Source organism: Clostridium sp., from assembly GCF_016650035.1.
Classification (GTDB): domain Bacteria; phylum Bacillota; class Clostridia; order Clostridiales; family Clostridiaceae; genus Clostridium_AD.
Genome location: NZ_JAENWM010000006.1, coordinates 23917 through 43405 on the forward strand (window position 1 = coordinate 23917; position 19489 = coordinate 43405).

19 protein-coding genes are annotated in these 19489 nt (G+C 30.1%); 12 read left to right on the top strand and 7 right to left on the bottom strand.

The window, feature by feature from the left end; translation table 11 throughout:
• Nucleotides 1-102 precede the first annotated feature (102 nt).
• The 8 genes from JJD95_RS02480 (at nt 103) to JJD95_RS02515 (ending at nt 9896) form a co-directional block, all read left to right on the top strand.
• On the top strand, nt 103-1344 hold the full coding sequence (locus tag JJD95_RS02480) for a hypothetical protein (RefSeq protein ID WP_291640014.1): 1242 nt from the start codon (nt 103-105) through the stop codon (nt 1342-1344).
• Nucleotides 1345-1646: 302 nt separating this feature from the next.
• On the top strand, nt 1647-3122 hold the full coding sequence (locus tag JJD95_RS02485) for a spore germination protein (protein WP_291640016.1): 1476 nt from the start codon (nt 1647-1649) through the stop codon (nt 3120-3122).
• A gap of 26 nt (nt 3123-3148) precedes the next feature.
• Nucleotides 3149-4243 (top strand): GerAB/ArcD/ProY family transporter, encoded by a 1095-nt coding sequence (locus tag JJD95_RS02490; RefSeq protein WP_291640018.1) that lies wholly within the window; start codon nt 3149-3151, stop codon nt 4241-4243.
• Complete coding sequence (locus JJD95_RS02495; protein ID WP_291640020.1) at nt 4240-5352, top strand: Ger(x)C family spore germination protein; 1113 nt, start codon at nt 4240-4242, stop codon at nt 5350-5352. The genes JJD95_RS02490 and JJD95_RS02495 overlap by 4 nt, the downstream gene beginning before the upstream one ends.
• A gap of 2 nt (nt 5353-5354) precedes the next feature.
• A complete protein-coding gene (locus tag JJD95_RS02500; protein ID WP_291640022.1) occupies nt 5355-6434 on the top strand; it encodes an endospore germination permease in 1080 nt (359 codons plus the stop codon).
• Nucleotide 6435: 1 nt separating this feature from the next.
• Nucleotides 6436-7557, top strand: coding sequence for a Ger(x)C family spore germination protein (locus tag JJD95_RS02505; protein WP_291640023.1), 1122 nt, complete (start codon nt 6436-6438; stop codon nt 7555-7557).
• A 73-nt stretch (nt 7558-7630) separates the two neighbouring features.
• Nucleotides 7631-8788: a Ger(x)C family spore germination protein gene (locus tag JJD95_RS02510; protein WP_291640025.1), complete on the top strand. Its 1158-nt coding sequence runs from the start codon at nt 7631-7633 to the stop codon at nt 8786-8788.
• Nucleotides 8789-8810: 22 nt separating this feature from the next.
• On the top strand, nt 8811-9896 hold the full coding sequence (locus JJD95_RS02515; RefSeq protein ID WP_291640027.1) for an endospore germination permease: 1086 nt from the start codon (nt 8811-8813) through the stop codon (nt 9894-9896).
• 77 nt (nt 9897-9973) lie between these two features.
• On the opposite strand, the gene JJD95_RS02520 is transcribed toward JJD95_RS02515, so the two are convergent.
• Complete coding sequence (locus JJD95_RS02520) at nt 9974-10180, bottom strand: hypothetical protein (protein ID WP_291640029.1); 207 nt, start codon at nt 10178-10180, stop codon at nt 9974-9976.
• Nucleotides 10181-10203: 23 nt separating this feature from the next.
• The gene (locus JJD95_RS02525; RefSeq protein ID WP_291640031.1) at nt 10204-10368 is read right to left on the bottom strand and encodes a hypothetical protein; all 165 of its coding nucleotides are present in this window, start codon (nt 10366-10368) and stop codon (nt 10204-10206) included.
• A gap of 194 nt (nt 10369-10562) precedes the next feature.
• Here JJD95_RS02525 and JJD95_RS02530 point away from each other — a divergent pair, with 194 nt between their 5' ends.
• Nucleotides 10563-11288, top strand: coding sequence for a hypothetical protein (locus tag JJD95_RS02530; RefSeq protein ID WP_291640032.1), 726 nt, complete (start codon nt 10563-10565; stop codon nt 11286-11288).
• Between the two features lie 55 nt (nt 11289-11343).
• Here the strand turns inward: JJD95_RS02530 and JJD95_RS02535 are convergent, their stop codons facing one another.
• Nucleotides 11344-11952, bottom strand: a complete 609-nt coding sequence (locus JJD95_RS02535) for a 3'-5' exonuclease (protein WP_291640033.1) — start codon at nt 11950-11952, stop codon at nt 11344-11346.
• A 245-nt stretch (nt 11953-12197) separates the two neighbouring features.
• Here JJD95_RS02535 and JJD95_RS02540 point away from each other — a divergent pair, with 245 nt between their 5' ends.
• The 3 genes from JJD95_RS02540 (at nt 12198) to JJD95_RS02550 (ending at nt 16115) form a co-directional block, all read left to right on the top strand.
• Complete coding sequence (locus JJD95_RS02540; protein WP_291640035.1) at nt 12198-13871, top strand: sensor histidine kinase; 1674 nt, start codon at nt 12198-12200, stop codon at nt 13869-13871.
• A 4-nt stretch (nt 13872-13875) separates the two neighbouring features.
• Nucleotides 13876-14577 carry a LytTR family DNA-binding domain-containing protein gene (locus JJD95_RS02545; RefSeq protein WP_291640037.1) on the top strand — a complete coding sequence of 234 codons (702 nt, stop codon included), beginning with the start codon at nt 13876-13878 and terminating at the stop codon, nt 14575-14577.
• A 101-nt stretch (nt 14578-14678) separates the two neighbouring features.
• Entirely contained in the window at nt 14679-16115 is a 1437-nt protein-coding gene (locus JJD95_RS02550) for a carbon starvation protein A (protein WP_291640039.1), read from the top strand.
• 69 nt (nt 16116-16184) lie between these two features.
• On the opposite strand, the gene JJD95_RS02555 is transcribed toward JJD95_RS02550, so the two are convergent.
• The 4 genes from JJD95_RS02555 to JJD95_RS02570 form a co-directional block, all read right to left on the bottom strand.
• Nucleotides 16185-17345: an amidohydrolase gene (locus JJD95_RS02555; protein ID WP_291640041.1), complete on the bottom strand. Its 1161-nt coding sequence runs from the start codon at nt 17343-17345 to the stop codon at nt 16185-16187.
• A 204-nt stretch (nt 17346-17549) separates the two neighbouring features.
• Complete coding sequence (locus JJD95_RS02560) at nt 17550-17729, bottom strand: asparagine synthase (RefSeq protein WP_291640043.1); 180 nt, start codon at nt 17727-17729, stop codon at nt 17550-17552.
• Nucleotides 17730-17822: 93 nt separating this feature from the next.
• A complete protein-coding gene (locus tag JJD95_RS02565; RefSeq protein ID WP_291640044.1) occupies nt 17823-18683 on the bottom strand; it encodes an anti-sigma factor domain-containing protein in 861 nt (286 codons plus the stop codon).
• The gene (locus JJD95_RS02570; protein WP_291640046.1) at nt 18676-19425 is read right to left on the bottom strand and encodes a sigma factor; all 750 of its coding nucleotides are present in this window, start codon (nt 19423-19425) and stop codon (nt 18676-18678) included. The genes JJD95_RS02565 and JJD95_RS02570 overlap by 8 nt, the downstream gene beginning before the upstream one ends.
• Between the last annotated feature and the right edge of the window lie 64 nt (nt 19426-19489).

Sequence of the window (19489 nt, forward strand, 5' to 3'; positions counted from 1 at the left end):
ATAAGTATTGAGTTTTCTGATATATATTCATAAATTGAATAAAAAACATATATTAGTAAATAATTACAATGTATATAGTAAATAGAAAAAAAGGAGTAAGTTATGGAAATAATTGATTTGAAAAAGCTAACAAATGATAAGTTGGAACCTATTTGCAAATTAGAGGGGAAACTTTTTTTGAGGGAGACGAAAAACGTATATAGCGAAGATTTTAGTGATCTAGGCATTATAAATTATTATACTTATGACATTAATGATAAAAAAATGACTAAAGTGAGTACAGATAGAGATAAAATAATATTAGACTTTTTTCAGCAGAAATCTGTAGAGGGAGAGGATGGGTTTTATTATGTAACTCTTAGAAAGCAGATTTTAATTAACGAGTATAGTTTGAATACTGTTAACATTAATACTTTGAAGGTTACAACAGTATTTAATTTTGAAATGGATAAGAAATTTGATTCTTTACTAGTTGAAAAATTAGATGAGGATAGATTTATAGTTTTTTTAAGGGAAGAGCATACATTAACATTTGAAGAATTTGAAAGCTTTGAAACTCCAGAAGAAAATTATGGATATGACAAGGCAATAATTTATAATACGCGTAGTGGAAAAAACTTCGAAGTAGTGGATAAAGACTTTTTAAGAGGGCTCCGTTCGGTGTTTTTTAAAACTTCTTTAAAAAATGAGCAGTGCGTTGTGTACGAAGAAAATTATTTAGAACCCTATGACAAAGAACAGATATATATTGATATACAAAGCGCGGGAAAATCTAAAAAAGATAAGTTTTTTTACTTAGATCGTATTAGATATATACCAGTAAAAAAATTCGTTAGTGAGATTGAAGAAGGCTGTGAGAAATTAGATTTTGTAGATTTGGAAACTCAAGGTATTGATGGCTACGAATTTTTTGCTGGTACAGATAGTGATAATATATATTATGAAGTAAATAAGTTCGGGAAGGTCAGAAATGATGTTATGATTATATTGAACAGGGAAAGTCTAGAAAAAACCACTGTTACATTACTATCAGAAAATGATGCAGATACAACTATAAATTCCGCTAGTTACACTTGGAATTTAGATGGAAAGTATAAGGTCATTTTTCAAAAAAGGTTTTTCCCTAAGGGTAAACTAAGAGTTAAAGAAATTATGCATGGTAGTATTGATTATACTTATGCAGAAAAGTTAGGTTACCCACAAGAATGCATTAACAATCGCTACTTAATTACTTTAAACATTAGAGATGGTCAAAAGACTTCTATCATTGATATGCAAACAGATATTGTAGAAACTTATAAAAGTGAGCATATAGTATTTGATGACTATTTAGTTTTATTCTAAATAAATAAAATACATATATGAGCGATAAATCCTTAATGGTGTTTAGCATTATGGATTTATCGCTTTTATTTTTTTAAATATGAAACTAGGGGGAATAGGAATAAACAATGTTGAAAAATTTATGAATTTATATTGCCTTACAGTTGAATTTTACATAAGAAAAATAAAGTTGGATAATTTAGATTAAAAAAGAGAAACTATGTATTATAGAATAACTATGTAACTTGAAAAATAAAGGCCGAAATATTAATTTTTATTTTAAAGTTGCTTGGCTATGAGAAAAAGGAATGGTGGTGATTGCAATGGAAAATGGAGATCTAGAGGGAAATATAGATTTAATTAGAAACGGACTAGGTGCACAAAGTCCTATGGTTGTAAAACATATTTATATTGGTGTAGATCAGCCTTTAGAAGCTGCTATTATCTATGTTAATGGAATCTCTAACAAGGATATTATTGATAGAGATATATTAAATCCTCTGATGCTTCACATAGGAGAAAATTTAAATGGAAAGGCAAACATAGGAGATTATCTTTGTAAAAGATATATTTCAATGAGTAATACATCGGTAGAATCAGATTTAGAAGTAGTGATTAATTATCTTAAAAGAGGGAAAACCGCTGTACTAATAAATGGCGCTCCAGAAGTAATAATAGCCGACACTACAGGGGGGCAACAAAGGGCTATTATGGAGCCTATGAATGAAACTGCATCAAAAGGCCCTAGAGATGGTTTCGTAGAAAATTTAGAAGTGAATGTTAGTCTAATACGAAGAAAAGTAAAAGATAATAATCTCACCATTGAGATATTAAATGTAGGTAGTAGAATGCAGAGTGATGTGGCAATGGTTTATTTAAATGGTGTAGCCGATAAACAAGTAGTTGAAGAATTAAGAAAGAGATTAGAATCTATTAATGTGGATGGTGTACTTTCAGCAGGAGCGCTTGACCAGCTTATTGAAACATATACCTATACAATTTTTCCACAAGCCGATAGTTCAGAAAGGCCTGATAGAGCTATTGGAAATATGCTAGAGGGGAGAATACTTGTTGTTTTAGAAGGAACGCCCATGGTGCTTATGTATCCAGCAACATTTATGGAGTTTTTTCAGGCTGTGGAGGATTATACAGAAAGAACTGTGATATCCTCTTTTGTAAGATTTCTTAGGATTCTGGCGGCTTGCATTGTTATTACCCTACCTTCTATTTATTTAACACTAATAAAGTTTAATGTAGAACTGATACCCATAAAATTTGTAACCCCCATTGTGCAGTCAAGGATAGGTATTGCATTAACTCCTTTTTTAGAGATTATGGCAATGGAACTAGTTGTGGAGTTTTTGAGAGAGGGTGGCTTAAGACTACCAACTAAGATAGCGCAAACATTAAGTTTAGTAGGCGGTATTATTATAGGGGATACTGCAATTCAATCTAAAATGGTTAGTCCTACTACATTACTTATAGTGGGAATTACCGTAATCACAACCTTTTTAATTCCAAATTATGATATGTCTCTTTCTATTCGATTGTTACGGTTTCCGATGCTGATGTTAGCAAATATTATGGGTATATTTGGAATAGCTGTTGGGTGGTTTTTAATTTTAGTTCATCTTTCTTCTTTAGATAGTCTAGGTGTACCCTATTTTGAGTTCCATAAAAGTGATATGAAGGATATCTTTATTAGAGCGCCATTATGGAAGATGAACAAGAGGCCAGAGGGGATTCCGAGTGGAGACCCAATAAGGCAGACGGATTTTAGAAATAAGTTTAAGAAATAAGTTTTTAAAAAAAGGTAGTGAATAAAATGGGGAGAGGATTTAATAAAAAGCAAAGTGAATTAACAGTAAGTCAGTTTGGTACTATTATTTTTGGATGCATTGTTGGAGTTGGTATTTTATCACTTCCCAATGCTGTAGTAAAATCGGCTCATCAGGATGGGTGGATTTCCACGTTAATAGGTGGCATATATCCATTGTATGTTGTAATCATAGCTAGTTATATAGGTAAAAAATTTCCTAATGATAACATATTAATTTTAAGTAAAAAATATTTTGGCAGGTTTTTTGGAGGTATCTTTAATTTAATTTTCGCAAGCTATTTTATTTATATTGCATCAATGATTGCTTGTTATTATAGCAATTTAATGCGAAGTTATATGATGGGCTTTTTAACTTCCTTTAAACTCCTATCTATCCTATTTATCTGTATTATTTATGCGTCGTCTAGAGGGTTAAAAGTAATAGGAAGAATGAGTGAAATTACTTTTTACATTACAATGGTTCTTTTTTTATTTCCTATAATGGCTTTAAAATATTCTGCAATTACAAATGTTCTTCCTGTATTTGGTTCTGGTTTTAGTTCAATAGCAAAGGGTACTATGAAATCAATTTTTGCTTATTCAGGGGCAGAAATAATTCTACTGATTTATCCTTTTTTGAAAGAGAAAAAGAAGATGTTGAGATCTTCTCTTATTAGTGTAACTATAATTATAGCTGTTTATGTTTGGTGTGTTTTTATAACCATATATTTTTTAGGCCCAGATATTGTGAACAAAAGTTACTGGTCATTTTTGGTGGTGACAGAAAGCGTAACCATATCAGCAATTAATAATTATAGATATATTTTTATGTATGTGTGGAGCATAATTGCATTTAAAAGTATGAGCAATTACGGTTATGCAAGTATATATATTCTAGAGAATTTTGAATATAAGATAGAAAAGAAAAAAATTTGCTTTTTATTGTATCCTCTGCTTTTATATTTAGCTCTTGAGTTTGGAAATGAGATAAGTAGGCAAAATATAAATGATAGCATTTTACCTTTATATATCATATTTAATTTATTATATATGACGGTTATCGCTATATTTATATTTTTTAAGGGGGGAGGTAAATCTTGAATAAGAAAAAATACTTAATTATAATCATTGGTATACTAATTTATGTATTTATTACTATTGGGCAAGATAGGGTTCCTGTTGAAGAAGTAGTGACTATTAACGGCATAGGCTATGATATAGTGAGAAAAGGTAAAGATACCATTGAATATAGTGTACCAATCAATACGAATGTTTATAAAGCAAGTGGTATGCAAGTGAATTTATTATTTAAAGAGCAGGGCCAAAATTTAGGCGAAATAATTCAGAAAAGGCAAGAAAAGATGGATAAAAAATATATCCTAGGGCAAGAAAGTGTAGTTTTGATTAGTGAGGATTATGCAAGATATGGATTAAAAACTTTGATAGAGGATAGATTTAGAAATCCTGAAGCAAATAGTACGGCTTATATGGCAGTATGTAAAGGAGAGGCAGAGGATTACTTAAAATATCAGAAAAAGGGGTATATGAATTCTTCGGAGTATATAGCGGGGATTATAGAATATAATAGTCATTACAGTTTTTTCTCTGACAACTACAAGGGAATAGATGCTTATGTTAGGATTGGTGCTGAGGGTAGAAACCTGGTGCTTCCTTATATACAGATAACAGAGGAAGGAATAGAATTAACCGGTATGGCTATTTTTTCAAATGATAAAATGGTAGAAGTTGTGGATGTACAAAAATCTAAAATACTTAATATATTAAAAAATGACAATGGGCATGGCATATTATCATTGCAAAATAATTCAATAGAGTTTATTGATTTTAATGCAATGGTTGGCAAAAGAAAGGTGAAATGTTATAAGCAAGGTGATAAGTACAGTTTCACTATTGGTTTGACATTCAGAGGTAGGATTACTAATAATGAAATGTATGTTGGTATGAAGGATGATATAAAGAAAACAAAAGAATTTGAAAAAGATATGGAAAAGAGTATAGAAAAAGAGTGTGATGATTTTATAAAAGTAATGAAGAGTGATTACAAGATAGATTGCCTTGGCCTTGGCAGAGAGGCTGCTGCTAAGTATGGAAGGCAGAAACACATTGATTGGAATGAGGTTGTTTCCAATGCAAATATTAAAGTAAATGTAAAGGTTAAGGCGGATTTGCAAGGTAGAGGAGATTATTAGGCATGCAGATAGAAAAGAAAAATCTACTAACTCCAAATGAAGTTATTTTTATATTAATGGGAATTATGATTGGTGTAACAGTAGCAGGTTTACCTAATAATGTAATGATTGCAAAACAGGATGGGTGGATTTCTACATTAATAGGTGGAATATATCCACTGTATGTAGCACTTTTAGCTATATATGTAAGTGGAAAATTTCCGAAGGAAAATATTTTAGCGCTGAGTAAAAGATATCTTGGTAAGACAATTGGCACAATATTAAATTTTCTTTTCTTAATGAGTTTTTTTAGTTATTTACCACCCTTAATTTCATCAACTGCAATAATTATAAGAACGGATGCAGTACCTAGCCTAGCTCCAATTAAAATTTATATAGTTTTACTTTTAGCAGGAGTATTTGCAGCAAATATGGGTATTAAAGTACTGGGAAGGATATGTAGTATCACATTTTTTCTGTTGCTTGCAATCTTAATTCCTACTATTTCTGTTTTAAGTCAAGGAAGTTATCTAAATGTTAGCCCTATATTTGGATCTGGAATTGTAAACATTTTTAAAGGAAGTGTTAAATGTGTTTATAATTACTCATTATTGGAACTCATATTCTTAATCTATCCCTTTATAAATGATAGCAGTAAGATAAAGAGTTCAGTTTTAAAAGCAACAGGATTTACTACTATTATATACGTTTGGATTACTTTTATAAGTATATATTATATTGGAAAAGATATAATCCCTAAAACGGTGTGGAGTTTTTTTACAGTAGCTGAGGCAGTAAGGGGTGAAGTAATAACTAATTTCAGATATGTTTTTATATATTGCTGGATAATTATAGCGATAAAATCTGTAGCTATTTTTAATTATGTATGTGTGTTTATTTTAGAGGATATTAAAAAAATAAAAAGTAAAAAGACAGTATATTTAGTTATTGCTAGTGTGGTTATAATCCTTGCACAGATTTATTATGGCAATAGGCTAGCAATGCAGGAGATTACAAAATATACATCACCAATAAGTACTATATACAATTTAATATATATAACCCTCATTGCCAGTTTAATATGGATAAAAAAAGGAAGGTAAAATGAAAAAAAATATGAATTTAATATTTATTGTGGTTTTATGGAGTGTAGTTATTATGGTGTTTTCTAGAGGTGAAAACATGAATTTGCATAATATGGAAGAACTGGGTATTTCTATTGGGGTAGGAATTGGAATAAATAAAAATGGTGAAGGGAATATAATGTATAGGGTTACTACCACTACTAATGAATATAAAGAAGATGCCAGTGTTGAAGCTTTATTAGGTACTGGAACAAGTAGCACTATTAGCAAAACAAGAGAGGATAGACAAAAAAAAACAGGTAAAGAATTCTTTTTAGGGCTAGCAAAAATTTATATAATAGATGAGGAATATGCTAAATATGGAATAAGAGCTTTTATGGATATTAATTTTAAGAATACTGTAGGTAATGACAATGCATTTGTAGTGGTATGCAAAGGTAGGAATGAAAAATATTTTAATTATAAGTCCCCAGGCTATGATAATTCAGCAGATTATATAAGTGATATGATTAAAAATTCTGTAAACTATAATTTTTTTAGAGAAGGGTACACGTTTAAAGACGCAGCATTATCAATGGATGCAGAGGGTAAAAATGTTGTTAGTCCCTACATTGAAATAATGGAAGATGGCATTAAAATTACAGGAGTGGCTGTCTTTAAAAAAGATAAGCTAGCTGTTATTTTGGATATGAAGGAAACAAGAATAATGAATATGTTACGTGAAAATAAGGTAAGGGGCATACTAACCATACAAAAGAATTCAGAGAAGTATGTAAACTATCAAGCGGAATCTAAAAGAAAAATTTCGTGTGAAAAAATAGGGGATAAATATACTTTTACTATTGACCTAAATTTAGATGGAGAAATTATTAACAATGAATTATATAAAGATATAGCAACTGATATAGAGGTAACAAATAAATTTGAAGATGACATGGCGAGACAAGTGAAAGAAATATGCAATGGATTTTTGGATAAAATGAAGAAGGAGTATAAGCTAGACTTACTGCAGCTAGGATGGGTGGCTGCGGCGAAATATGGAAGAGACACAGGAGTAGATTGGAATGAGGTTGTTGCAAACTCTGACATTGTGGTGAATGTAAAGGTAAATGTTGATAAATTAGGAAGAGGACAGTATTAAATACAGGATAAATAGAAGGCTTAATGATTAATAATCATTAAGTACAGGATAGGAATGCATGAGAGGATACCTTATGAAAAAGAAAAAAATGATAATTATGTTTTTAGTAGCGCTTATAGTTTTTATTTATCTAGGGAAATTGCAAGTAAGTCCTATGGAGGAGCTAAATGTAATAGCAGGCATTGGGTTTGATATTAACAAAGAAGCAAGCAGTAATGTGGAATATAGCGTTGCGTTTACTATATATGATTTTAATAAGAAGGGAAAAAATGGTGCAAGAAGCACTGATATCAAGGCAATTAAGGGTGGAAAAAATACAGAGCAAGGCAGTATCTTTATAAAGTCAGAGTCAACTACATTTGGAGACACAAGGGAAAAAAGACAATTAATTTCCAGTAAACCTTATGTAATTGGTACTGAAAGGATATCAATATTAGGGGAAGAACAAGCATCTTATGGGATATTAAATTTAATAAATATATTTTTTGCCAATGCAAAAATTAATGAAAGTGCTGTTTTTGCAGTATGTAAAGGGAAGGCAGAAGATATATTAAAGTTTAAGGTAGAAGGGTATCCTAGTTCTGCAGATTATATGAAAGGTATGATCAGGAATGCTACAAACTATAACTTTATATCTGCGAAATATACTTTATTGAATACATATGTAACACTAGATTCAGAAGGAAGTAATTTAGTGCTTCCTTATCTAGAAATAAAGGATAAAAATATCACTTTTGCAGGTATGGCCTTATTTAAAGGGAATAAAATGGCTTATGTACTACCTATGGAGGAAAGCAAAATTATGAATATGCTTAGGGAGAAAAAAGGGAAAGGAGTATTAAGTCTGCAGGAAGGACCAGATAAGTATATAAATTATGATGCAATTGTTAAAAGGAAGGTGAAATGTACTAAGAGAGAAGGAAAATATGAATTCATTATTAATTTAGATTTTCAGGGAGACATCATAGAGAACACATTATATGGAGATATAAAAAAGGAAAACGAAAAAGAATTTGAAAAACTCATGGCAAAAAAAATAGAGAAAATGTGTAATGAATTTTTGGAGAAGATGAAAAATGTTTATAGAATAGATTGCTTAAATCTAGGGATGTTCGCTGCGGCCAAATATGGAAGAGAAACGGGAGTAGATTGGAATGAAGAGGTAAGTAATGCAGATATTAAAGTGAATGTAGTGGTGAAAATTGATAAAATAGGAAAAGGTCAGTATTAAAATACGTATGGAGAATAAAAATATGGAGAAAATAAAAAATAACTTATTAGAAGAGGGCGAATGCATAGCGATGGTAGTGGGGTTTGTAACCAGCGTAGGTCTTTTATCATTACCTAATGGAGTAGTACAGGATGCTAAACAGGATGGATGGTTATCGGTTGTTGTTGGTGGAGTATATCCTCTGTTTTTGGCTTTTTTATCTATTTATTATGTAAAAAAACATCCAAATGAGGATATATTAGTTTTAAGTAAAAAATATTTAGGGGTCATTCTTGGTACCATATGCAACATTCTATTCCTGGCTCAGTTTATTATATATTTGATAGGGGTTGCATCTGGAATGAGTAATGTTTATATATGCCATGCAACAGCTTTTTTAACACCAATAAAGATTTTTATTCCTGCTATATTATTAGCTACTTATTTAGCTCTTAAAGAGATAAAAGTATTGGCAAGAATAAATATAATTGGACTCTATGCTGTGGTGATATCAATATTTACCTTACTACCAGCCTTGCAACATGGTAATTACCTAAATTTGTTTCCGATTTTTGGATCTGGGTATAAAAATATTTTAAAGGCAAGTATTGAATCCTCTTATGCTTATGGTGGACTAGAGGGAATATTTTTAATTTATCCTTTTATGAGAAACAAAGAAAAAATTAAAGCGGTAGTGTTGAAATCTACTTTTTTAATTATAGTGATTTATACTTGGACAACTTTTATATGTATTTATTTTTTAGGATATAAGGTTACTTCTAAAGCATTATGGCCAGTTTTAATAGTAACAGAAGGAGTAGATTTACCGGTACTAAATAGTTTTCGTTTTGTATTTTTATATTTATGGAGCATGACTATATTTAGGACGTTAGCAACTTATCAGTACTCAGTTACATATATTTCAAGTTATATACTAAAGATAAAAGATAAAAAGAAGGTTTATTGGTTTACAGTTCCTATTGCAATTTACTTATGCTTAAAAGTTGGGAATGAAGTGCAAAGGAGAGCAATTCTTGGCTATATTATTCCAAAGGTAACATTGTTTAATATTGCATACATATCTATTATTGCTATATTGATATTTATAAAAGATAAAAGGAGAAAGTAAACTACACAATTTAAAAATCCCCTAAAACTCCAGAATTTTTCTGAGGTTTTAGAGGAACTATAATTGTGTATAATATATTAGTCTTCTATTTCGTAAGTATATGGATATATATCTTCAACAGATTTATTTAAACTACTAGCAAATTTTTGAACATCAATTTCCTCAATGGTAGTGTCACTTTTAAGTACTCTAGCATTCCATACGTCACCATCAGAATTAACTAGTAATTCCGCAGCATAAGTAGAACCATCATCAAAATGTATTTTACCTTTTTTCCATGGCATAGAACGTTCCTCCTTTAAAAATATTATTTATTATGAGATAGTTTAGAACGTTTAGTAAACTTATCATTATTTGCATCTATTTTCACACCATTTTCGATTCCTATATCGCTACCACTCTGAGGAAACATTTTTCTAAGTTCTGCATTTGTTTTCTTTTCGGTTTTTATGTGACTTTTATTATTATTCATAAATAATCCTCCTTATTTTATAATATGTTATTAATATAACCTTAATATCAGAAAATATTTAACGAAAAAAATTACTATTAAAGGTAGTAATTTTAAAAAAAATGTATTTATAGGATCCAATTAGATGTATAATATTAATCTAAAGTACCTGATTAATTTATGAAATAAAAAAAATTAAGAGGAAGTGATTTAATATGCCATTTAATGTATATAACAAAAACAATAAATATTTAGGGTTTATTCAATGTGCATATCAGCAATATACAAATGTATTTATGGTGGCTAGTACAAATATTCTGTTAGAGGGGGAAGATTTTAATATAGCTAAAATAAGATCTCAGTTAGCAGGCTACCTTGGATGCAAAAGCATTTTAGGAAAAATAAATGAAGAGAAATTAAACAAAAGTATAGATAATATAGTAAACAAAGAATTTAGTAGATTTAAAGATAATACTCATGAAGAATTATTAAAACTGGTATACCTTAAAATATTACGTAATGAACAAAATGTTCGTTATAAAATCATTGATAATGAACAAATTAATTCATACTTCTTGCTGGATATTAATAATATTGTAATTCAAAATGACCGAGTCATTATAGATGAAGAGATAGATTATATAAGTAATGCAACCATAGGAAAACTTATTCCTATGGTTGCAAAGATTATTGATTATCCAACAATACAAATTGATAGTATCTCCTCAGGACAAGGCTTGTTATTGGGCGTAGATCTTGATGATTTGGCAGGAAGAAAGCATAATCATAAAACAAAACTAAAAGTAAAATCAGGGAACTTTGTATGGGATCTTAATTTACCTGTAGAACTATACTCACAAAAGGGTGATACAATTCAGATTTATGTGGATAATAGAGTTATTAAAAGGGTGTTTTGCCAAGGGATAATATATGAATTCTAATAAAAATAAACTACACTATGAGTACTATTTATAGTGTAGTTTATTTTTATGTAAATTATTTTGCAAGCTGAGAAAAGTAATGCTTAGGTATAAAACCTTTCTTTATACCTTCTGTGACTAGCAAATAAGTTGCAGTAGTATCAAATCTAGCGTCGTGAAAATTAGCAGTGTCTCCAAAATATTCATTGCTTTTTAAATTTATTTCTTTTTCATTTAATTTTAAGAACTCAATGTTTTCTGATAATTTTGGATTTTTATAACCACCCCGTGCAGAGTAAAGTTTGCAGATATCTTTGTAATATTTCATTGTACAAAATGTATGTTTAGGGGTTAGAGTATGTCCACAATTTTTAAGTTCGTGAGTTAGAAATTTTATATCGAAATTAACATTGTGTCCTATAAGAATATCTGCATCAATAAAGTCATCAATAAAATCTTCGTATGAATCTTCAAAAGTTTTACCATCACTTAGTGCAAATAGTGCATCTACACTAAATCCATGAACATCTTGCGCAGATGGTTCTATATAATCTACTGTAAAAAAAATATTTTTACCTACTGTTTTTGTCGGCTTATAATCTGTATCAACAAGTATATAACTAAGTTGACATATGTTTCCTGGCCTTATGCCAGTAGTTTCTGTATCAAAAAAAATCATTCTCATTATAGGACCCTCCTGTAGTTCTCACCTAGATGTACATTTCAATTAACATACAAAGGCTATTTATAGTTTAAAAGCTTTTAAAGATAACATTATAAAGCATCCTTTATATTTTTATTACTTGAAAACAAGCTCACATTAATTATAACATAGTTTATATACCTTTATATATTATGGAATGTTGTATATACTATTAATAAGGCCTTCTTTAATAATGACAGTAAAGGTTAGAAATGGAGCGAATACTAATGATTGAACTTTTAAGAAATCTTACTAATAATTTAGGCTATGTAATTCTTATTTCTTTTTTTGTTTCTAAGATAGGAAGCTTTAAGAATATTGCCCAAAAGGATAAATTTAAAAAAAGAGAATTAATTATACTCTCAATAATTTTTGGTGCATTTGGAATTTTAGGAACTTATACAGGCACAGATGTTAATGGTGCTATTGCTAACACTAGAATTATTGGGGTAATGGCAGGAGGAATCCTATATGGACCATTTGTAGGAATAATGGCAGGAATTATAGCTGGGGCCCACAGGCTACTCGTAGATATAGGAGGAATTACATCAATACCTTGTACAATTACCACTATAATTTCAGGAATAGTTGCAAGCATAATATATAACAAATCCAATGAAAGTAACAAGTGGTGGTATGGTTTAATGGGTGGGCTTTTAATGGAAGTTTTGGAAATGATTTTAATAGTCACCATTGCGAAGCCTTATAGTAGAGCCGTAATTATTGTAAAAAGTATATATTTTCCTATGAGCTTTGCGAATGCCATTGGAATTGCAATATTAATATTAATAATTCAAAAAATATTTAAAGAAAAGGATGAAATTGAAGCAAAGCAAGCACAAATTGCTTTAGAAATAGCTAATAAAACATTGCCTTATTTTAGAGAAATGGATGAAAGTTCATACGATAAGATTTGTGGAATAATTAAAAGTTCAATTCGAGCAGATGCAGTAGCTATAACAAATAAGGAGTATATATTAGCACACGTAGGGGTAGGATCAGACCATCATATTAAAGGTCATAAGATTGTGACTGAGGCCACAAAAACAGTTATTAGGGAAGGAAAGTTAATTTCATTAACTAATGCAAATCAGATAGATTGCCATAATTTGAAATGTACACTGAAATCTGCAATTATTGCTCCATTAAGAGAAGGAGACGAAATTATAGGTACTTTAAAACTGTATTATTGTAAAAAGGATGTAATTTCTTTTAGAAATATAAGTTTAGCATTAGGATTATCTCAACTTATTTCCACCCAACTTGAAATAAGTAAACTTGGAGAGCTAAAGCATTTGGCAAATAAGGCTGAAATAAAGGCACTACAAGCCCAGATAAATCCTCATTTTATATTTAATGCACTTAATACTATAATTTCTTTTATTAGACTTAATCCTAATCGTGCAAGAGAGTTAATTATAAATTTATCTACTTATTTAAGGTATAATTTAGAAAGAGGAGATAAACACGTAGATATCTACCTGGAACTAGAGCAGGTTAAAGCGTATATTGAGATAGAAAAAGCAAGATTTGGAGATAAACTTCATATAATATATAATATCCAAGATGATTTGGACGTTAAAATCCCAAGTCTTATTATTCAACCAATAGTTGAAAATTCTATAAAACATGGTATTTTAGAAGGTAAGGGCTGGGGCAGCGTAATTATTAACATTAAAAAAGTTGATGCTGAAAACATTATGATAGTAATTGAGGATGATGGAGTTGGCATTTCAAATGACATCATAGAAAAGGTATACGCAGGTAAAATGGAAGAAAATAAAATAGGGATTTCTAATGTTCATAATAGACTTAAATACATTTATGGTGAAGGATTAAAAATAGAAAGACTTAAAAATGGTACAAGAATTAAATTTAATGTCAGAAAAATAGGGGAGTGATGATATGAACTGTATTATTGTTGATGATGAATATCCTTCAAGAGAGGAACTAAAATATTTCATATTGAATTTTAGTAATATAAAAATAATTGATGAATTCGATGATTCTATTAAAGCGCTAGAGTTCATTGAACAAAATAAACCTGACATAATTTTTTTGGATATTAATATGCCTAAATTAGATGGCATGGCATTAGGTAAAATTATTAGCCACTTTCCTAAACATCCCCTTATTATTTTTATTACAGCCCATAAAGATTATGCTGTAGATGCCTTTGAAATTAATGCTTATGACTATATTTTAAAGCCCTATTCAGAAGAACGTATAATTAATACCTTGAAGAAAATTGAAAAACCCATTGGTGGAAAAAATGTAAATAGTAAAATAACCCTTTGGAAAGACAATAAGATGATAGTTAGGCGTATAATTGATATTTCTTATTGTGAAGCAAAAGAAAGGGAAACATTAATTTCTATTAAAGGAATTCAATACAGTATAAATTGTAGCATTACAGAATTCTATGAAAAGCTTCCAAAAGAATTATTTTTTCGAAGCCATAGATCATATATTATTAATACTGATAAGATAACGGAGATAATTCCATGGTTTAACAATACTTTCATGATAAAGCTACAAGGTGAGGAAGTAAAAATACCAGTAAGTAGAAGTAATATAATTGAGTTTAAACGAATAATGGGTATATAAAAGCACTCTATGTGCTTTTTTTGTCGTTTCATGTATGAAAGCGTATTCAATACATAAAAATATATTACAATTTAGTTAACAATTAATTAGGAGGCGTTCACATGATATCGTTTATTTTAGCAATTATTGCTCTTATAATAGGCTATTTTGTTTATGGTAAAATCGTAGAAAAAGCATTTGGAGCAGATGACAAAAAAGTAACACCAGCTATTAGGCTAGCTGATGGTGTAGATTTTGTTGAGATGCCTGGATGGAAAATTTTCTTAATTCAGTTTCTTAACATCGCAGGACTTGGACCTATATTCGGCGCAATTGCAGGTGCAATGTGGGGACCAGTAGCATTTTTGTGGATTGTACTTGGATCCATTTTTGCAGGCGGAGTTCATGATTATTTTTCAGGGATGTTATCACTAAGACATGATGGTGCAAGTATTCCTGAAGTTGTAGGAAAATATCTTGGTAAAGGCTTTCAAAACTTTATGAGAGTGTTTTCAATAGTAGTTTTGGTACTTGTAGGGGTAGTTTTCGTAATGGGACCAGCGGGTATCTTAAAAGGTTTAACAGGAATAAATGTTACAACATTAATTTATATAATATTCGCATATTATGTAATAGCAACAATGATTCCAATAGATAAGCTTATAGGAAAAATATATCCTGTCTTTGGATTTGCTTTATTATTTATGGCAGTTGGTGTTGCTATTGCCTTGATTTTTGGAGGATTCCCTATTCCAGAAATAACACTAGCTAATTTAACAAATATGCATTCGGATCCAGGGTCACACCCAATATTCCCTATGTTATTTATAACAATTGCATGTGGAGCTATTTCAGGATTCCATGCAACTCAATCACCTTTAATGGCAAGATGTTTGAAAAATGAAAAACAAGGAAGAAGTGTATTCTATGGTGCAATGATATCAGAAGGTGTAGTTGCATTAATTTGGGCAGCAGCAGCTATGAGCTTCTTTGGAGGAGTGCCTCAATTAAATGCTACTATGGCATTAACAGGTCATAATGCAGCATGGGTAGTTAATGGAGTTTCAGTTGGATTACTTGGAAAAATGGGCGGAATGCTTGCTATACTTGGAGTTGTGGCTTGTCCTATTACATCTGGGGATACCGCATTTAGAAGTGCAAGATTAACTTTAGCTGATGCATTTAAATTTAATCAAGGACCTATTAAAAATAGATTTTTAATTAGTATTCCACTATTCCTGATAGGGTTCATCTTAACTAAAATGGATTTTGCAATAATATGGAGATACTTTGGATGGTCTAACCAAACTTTAGCTACCATTGTATTATGGACAGCGGGTATGTACTTGGCTAGTATAGCTAGAAATCACTGGATTGCAACAATTCCAGGTGCATTTATGACAGCGGTGTCTATTTCCTATATTTTAATTGCACCAGAAGGGTTTAGCCTATCTGCAGGGATTGCATATCCAGCAGGAATTATAGCTGGAATTGCAGCAATGGTAATTTTCTTAAGTGCAGCAAAAAAAATACAAGTAAAAACAAACGCTAATTTGTAGAATTTTTTATGAATCTTCTTTATAAAAGAAAAAGGCTGTTAACATAAATATTATGTTAACAGCCTTTTTCTAATTATTTTTTATAATATTACCGTTTACCATTACTAGTTCTACCTTGCTCCTTAAATCAAATGGATGTCCACTATATATAACAATATCGGCATCCTTTCCAATTTCTAAGCTTCCAACTTTGTCTTCGATACCAAGTATTTCAGCAGCATTAATAGTTATTGCCTTTAGGGCTTCATTTTCATCCATACCCTCCCTTGCAGCAATACCCGCACATACTGGAAGATATTGAAGTGGTATAACGGGATGATCTGTCATAATAGCTACCTTTAAGCCTGCTTTTGAAAGAATTCCAGGTGTTTCAAATGTTAGGTTTTGCAGTTCTACTTTTGACCTATTAGAAAGCGTCGGACCTAAAATTATACCCTTTTGATAGCCTTCTTTTAAATAATCTACAATTAAGTGGCCTTCTGTGCAGTGATCAAGGGTTATATCTACATTAAATTCCTTTGCAATTCTAAGAGCGGTAAGAATATCATCAGCTCTATGAGCATGAGCTTTTAAAGGGATTTCTTTTCTTATAACCTTTGCAAGTGCTTCCATCTTCATGTCAAATTCAGGTAGCTTATCGGGGCTCTCTAAAGCTTTAGTTTGCTTATTAATGTACATATGTGCTTTAATAAGATTTTCTCTTAAAATTGCAGCTGTGCCCATCCGTGTGCTTGGAGATTTTTTCTGAGCATGATATACCCTTTTAGGATTTTCACCAAAAGCTACCTTCATAGAGTGACACTCATTTACAATCATATCATCAATTCTAGTTCCATAGGTTTTAATAATTGCGAACTGGCCACCAATAACATTGGCGCTACCTGGACCTGTTGCAACAGTTGTTATACCAGCATTAAGTGCATCTTTAAAACATATGTCCATAGGATTAATTGCGTCGATTGCTCTTAAATGAGGAGTAACTGGGTCAACAGCTTCATTCCCATCAGCACCTTCAGATCCCATTCCGTCTTCAAACATCCCTAAATGGCAATGAGCATCAATCATTCCCGGCATAACAAACTTACCTTTAGCATCAATAACTTCCGCGAAATCAGGCGTTGTAACATCGTTTCCAATGGCAATAATTTTACCTTCATGGACTAAAATCATTCCATTTTCAAAATCATCATTAGCCATGCTACGTATATTGGCATTTTTAATTAAAATCATATAAAAATCTCCTTCAAATTTAAGATTTATAGTATATCAAGGTGAAAATATTTTTTAACCTTGATAATATCTCAATATATAAAGTATTATAGCACTTGTAGGAAATATTTTTTGTTAATTAAATAAACCCATCCTGTAAAAAAACAGAATGAGTTTATTTTAATACTAAATGTGGCTAGAAAATAATAGTGAATAAAAATGGAGTTATTTTCTGTGCTCAACTAAATCAATTGACCCTAGAATTATGTGGGCGAGTCCAAAACCAATAACTCCGGCCTCTACCATAGGAATTACATTTTTCTTTTTCATATTATTTTTTGAAAATGATGCTCCAGCAGCAGTTACAACGGAACCTAAAATAGTTGGAATTAATCCTTCACGCATATTAAAGACCTCCCTTTTTATTTTATACTCTTATCCTTTACAAATGTGAGATCTTTAATACTGAAAAATATATAGAATATATGTTTTATATTTCTATTTATTTTTAGCCTTTTTCATGGTTTTATCATTATTAGAATTATTTTTGTCTAATGTTAAATCTTTGTTTGTTTTATTTTGTTTGGTTGTAGTGGGCATAGTACTTTTGTTAATTTCTTCTTTGTTTTTTGTGGATTTATCCTCGATTATATTTGTGTTAATATCTATAGAAGGTTTTTCAATAGAATTATTTTTATTTTTTGATTTTATATTTGGAGTCTCATTTTTAGCACTACTCGGAATTAAGTCGTTAGTATTTACTTTTTCATTATTAGCTATAATGTCTATTTTTTTATTGTTATCTGAAGATAAATTTAATTTAATATTTAAATTATTGCTATCCATAATTTTTTTGAAGTTTGAGATATCTATAGTACGGTCATTATTACTTTTAATATTGATACTAATAATTTTTTTGTCAGTTATATATTTTTCATTTATAATCTTTTCATTTTGAGCTTCTTTAACTAATAGCTCAAGACCCACATCTATAGACTTATTATTTAGATTTATATTACTGAGTAGGGTAGCACCTTCTGAGTCCGGAGAGTTAGAACCAATTATTTTATTCCATCTATTAGCTTTAAGATGGACGGATGGATTAATACTAACAACTATAGATGTAACTGGAGTATAGTAGGCATAAGCTAAAGTGCTAGAAATAAATAAAAACATTAATGAAGCAGCAGTTATAGCATATTTATAAAGGGATAAGGGTTTCCTACATATTTGGCCAGTGTGAATTTCACCTATTTTAGGTAATACTTTATTAGTTTTTATATATAAGAATTCCCCACTTGAGGTCATAACGCCAACTTTGCTACGCATAATGTTTATTACAATGCCTGTTTTAATCATGTAGTTCACCCTCTTTTATATTTAGATATGATTTTAAATACACATATTCTGGATTTGTAAGTATTAATATTAGTGAAATTATATATATGCGCCATTTTTCAATAAGTTTTCTATTGGAGGAAGTTAATAAGATTATTTCTTTGGTTGGTAGCCTTTTTTTAGTCTTCATATGGCTTAATATTGATTCATCTCTAGCACATAAAAAGGCAACATTTAATAAGTTGTCTCTTGTATCCCTGTGGGATGGTGATAAACTAATAAGGGAATTAAAATCAATTTTATATTTTAATAATTCCTCTGAAAATGTAGTTATTTCATCAACTCTGAATTGATTTTCTATTTTAATTTCATAATTGTTTAAAGAATTATTTTCATCTATATAATCTACATTACCATCATTATTCTCAAACATTAGATTGGGTGAATTTTTATTTTTTCTAAAAGAATCTATAAGTGCATTTTTAATAATGATTTTTCCGAAACCATAAAAATTTCCTTTAGTTTTATCATATTTGTCACAGGCTATATTAAAAGCAATAAGTGCAATACTAAGCTCTTCATCATTTTCCCAGTTTAAATGTTTTTTGCATAATTTACTTGTAGTTGAATATACAAAACCTTTATTAGAATCAATAAAATCACTGCGATTTTCGGGGGATAAAGCAGTTATATTAAAATTTTGTTCTTCATTTAAACTGGAGACTACTTTTTTATTTTTATGAAAAATAAGTTTCAAGTTCATTTGTACACCCCTTATATTTATGTATACGTAAATATTATCAATATTAAGAGGGAAAAGAAAGAAA

Excerpts from the sequence above, each read along its gene's own strand:
- JJD95_RS02550 (WP_291640039.1), top strand. The coding sequence starts at position 14,679 with ATGATATCGTTTATTTTAGCAATTATTGCTCTTATAATAGGCTATTTT.
- JJD95_RS02555 (WP_291640041.1), bottom strand. The coding sequence starts at position 17,345 with ATGATTTTAATTAAAAATGCCAATATACGTAGCATGGCTAATGATGAT.
- JJD95_RS02530 (WP_291640032.1), top strand. The coding sequence starts at position 10,563 with ATGCCATTTAATGTATATAACAAAAACAATAAATATTTAGGGTTTATT.
- JJD95_RS02510 (WP_291640025.1), top strand. The coding sequence starts at position 7,631 with ATGAAAAAGAAAAAAATGATAATTATGTTTTTAGTAGCGCTTATAGTT.
- JJD95_RS02565 (WP_291640044.1), bottom strand. The coding sequence starts at position 18,683 with ATGATTAAAACAGGCATTGTAATAAACATTATGCGTAGCAAAGTTGGC.
- JJD95_RS02500 (WP_291640022.1), top strand. The coding sequence starts at position 5,355 with ATGCAGATAGAAAAGAAAAATCTACTAACTCCAAATGAAGTTATTTTT.
- JJD95_RS02485 (WP_291640016.1), top strand. The coding sequence starts at position 1,647 with ATGGAAAATGGAGATCTAGAGGGAAATATAGATTTAATTAGAAACGGA.
- JJD95_RS02545 (WP_291640037.1), top strand. The coding sequence starts at position 13,876 with ATGAACTGTATTATTGTTGATGATGAATATCCTTCAAGAGAGGAACTA.
- JJD95_RS02505 (WP_291640023.1), top strand. The coding sequence starts at position 6,436 with ATGAAAAAAAATATGAATTTAATATTTATTGTGGTTTTATGGAGTGTA.
- JJD95_RS02525 (WP_291640031.1), bottom strand. The coding sequence starts at position 10,368 with ATGAATAATAATAAAAGTCACATAAAAACCGAAAAGAAAACAAATGCA.
- JJD95_RS02480 (WP_291640014.1), top strand. The coding sequence starts at position 103 with ATGGAAATAATTGATTTGAAAAAGCTAACAAATGATAAGTTGGAACCT.
- JJD95_RS02540 (WP_291640035.1), top strand. The coding sequence starts at position 12,198 with ATGATTGAACTTTTAAGAAATCTTACTAATAATTTAGGCTATGTAATT.
- JJD95_RS02570 (WP_291640046.1), bottom strand. The coding sequence starts at position 19,425 with ATGAACTTGAAACTTATTTTTCATAAAAATAAAAAAGTAGTCTCCAGT.
- JJD95_RS02490 (WP_291640018.1), top strand. The coding sequence starts at position 3,149 with ATGGGGAGAGGATTTAATAAAAAGCAAAGTGAATTAACAGTAAGTCAG.
- JJD95_RS02520 (WP_291640029.1), bottom strand. The coding sequence starts at position 10,180 with ATGCCATGGAAAAAAGGTAAAATACATTTTGATGATGGTTCTACTTAT.
- JJD95_RS02535 (WP_291640033.1), bottom strand. The coding sequence starts at position 11,952 with ATGAGAATGATTTTTTTTGATACAGAAACTACTGGCATAAGGCCAGGA.
- JJD95_RS02560 (WP_291640043.1), bottom strand. The coding sequence starts at position 17,729 with ATGCGTGAAGGATTAATTCCAACTATTTTAGGTTCCGTTGTAACTGCT.
- JJD95_RS02515 (WP_291640027.1), top strand. The coding sequence starts at position 8,811 with ATGGAGAAAATAAAAAATAACTTATTAGAAGAGGGCGAATGCATAGCG.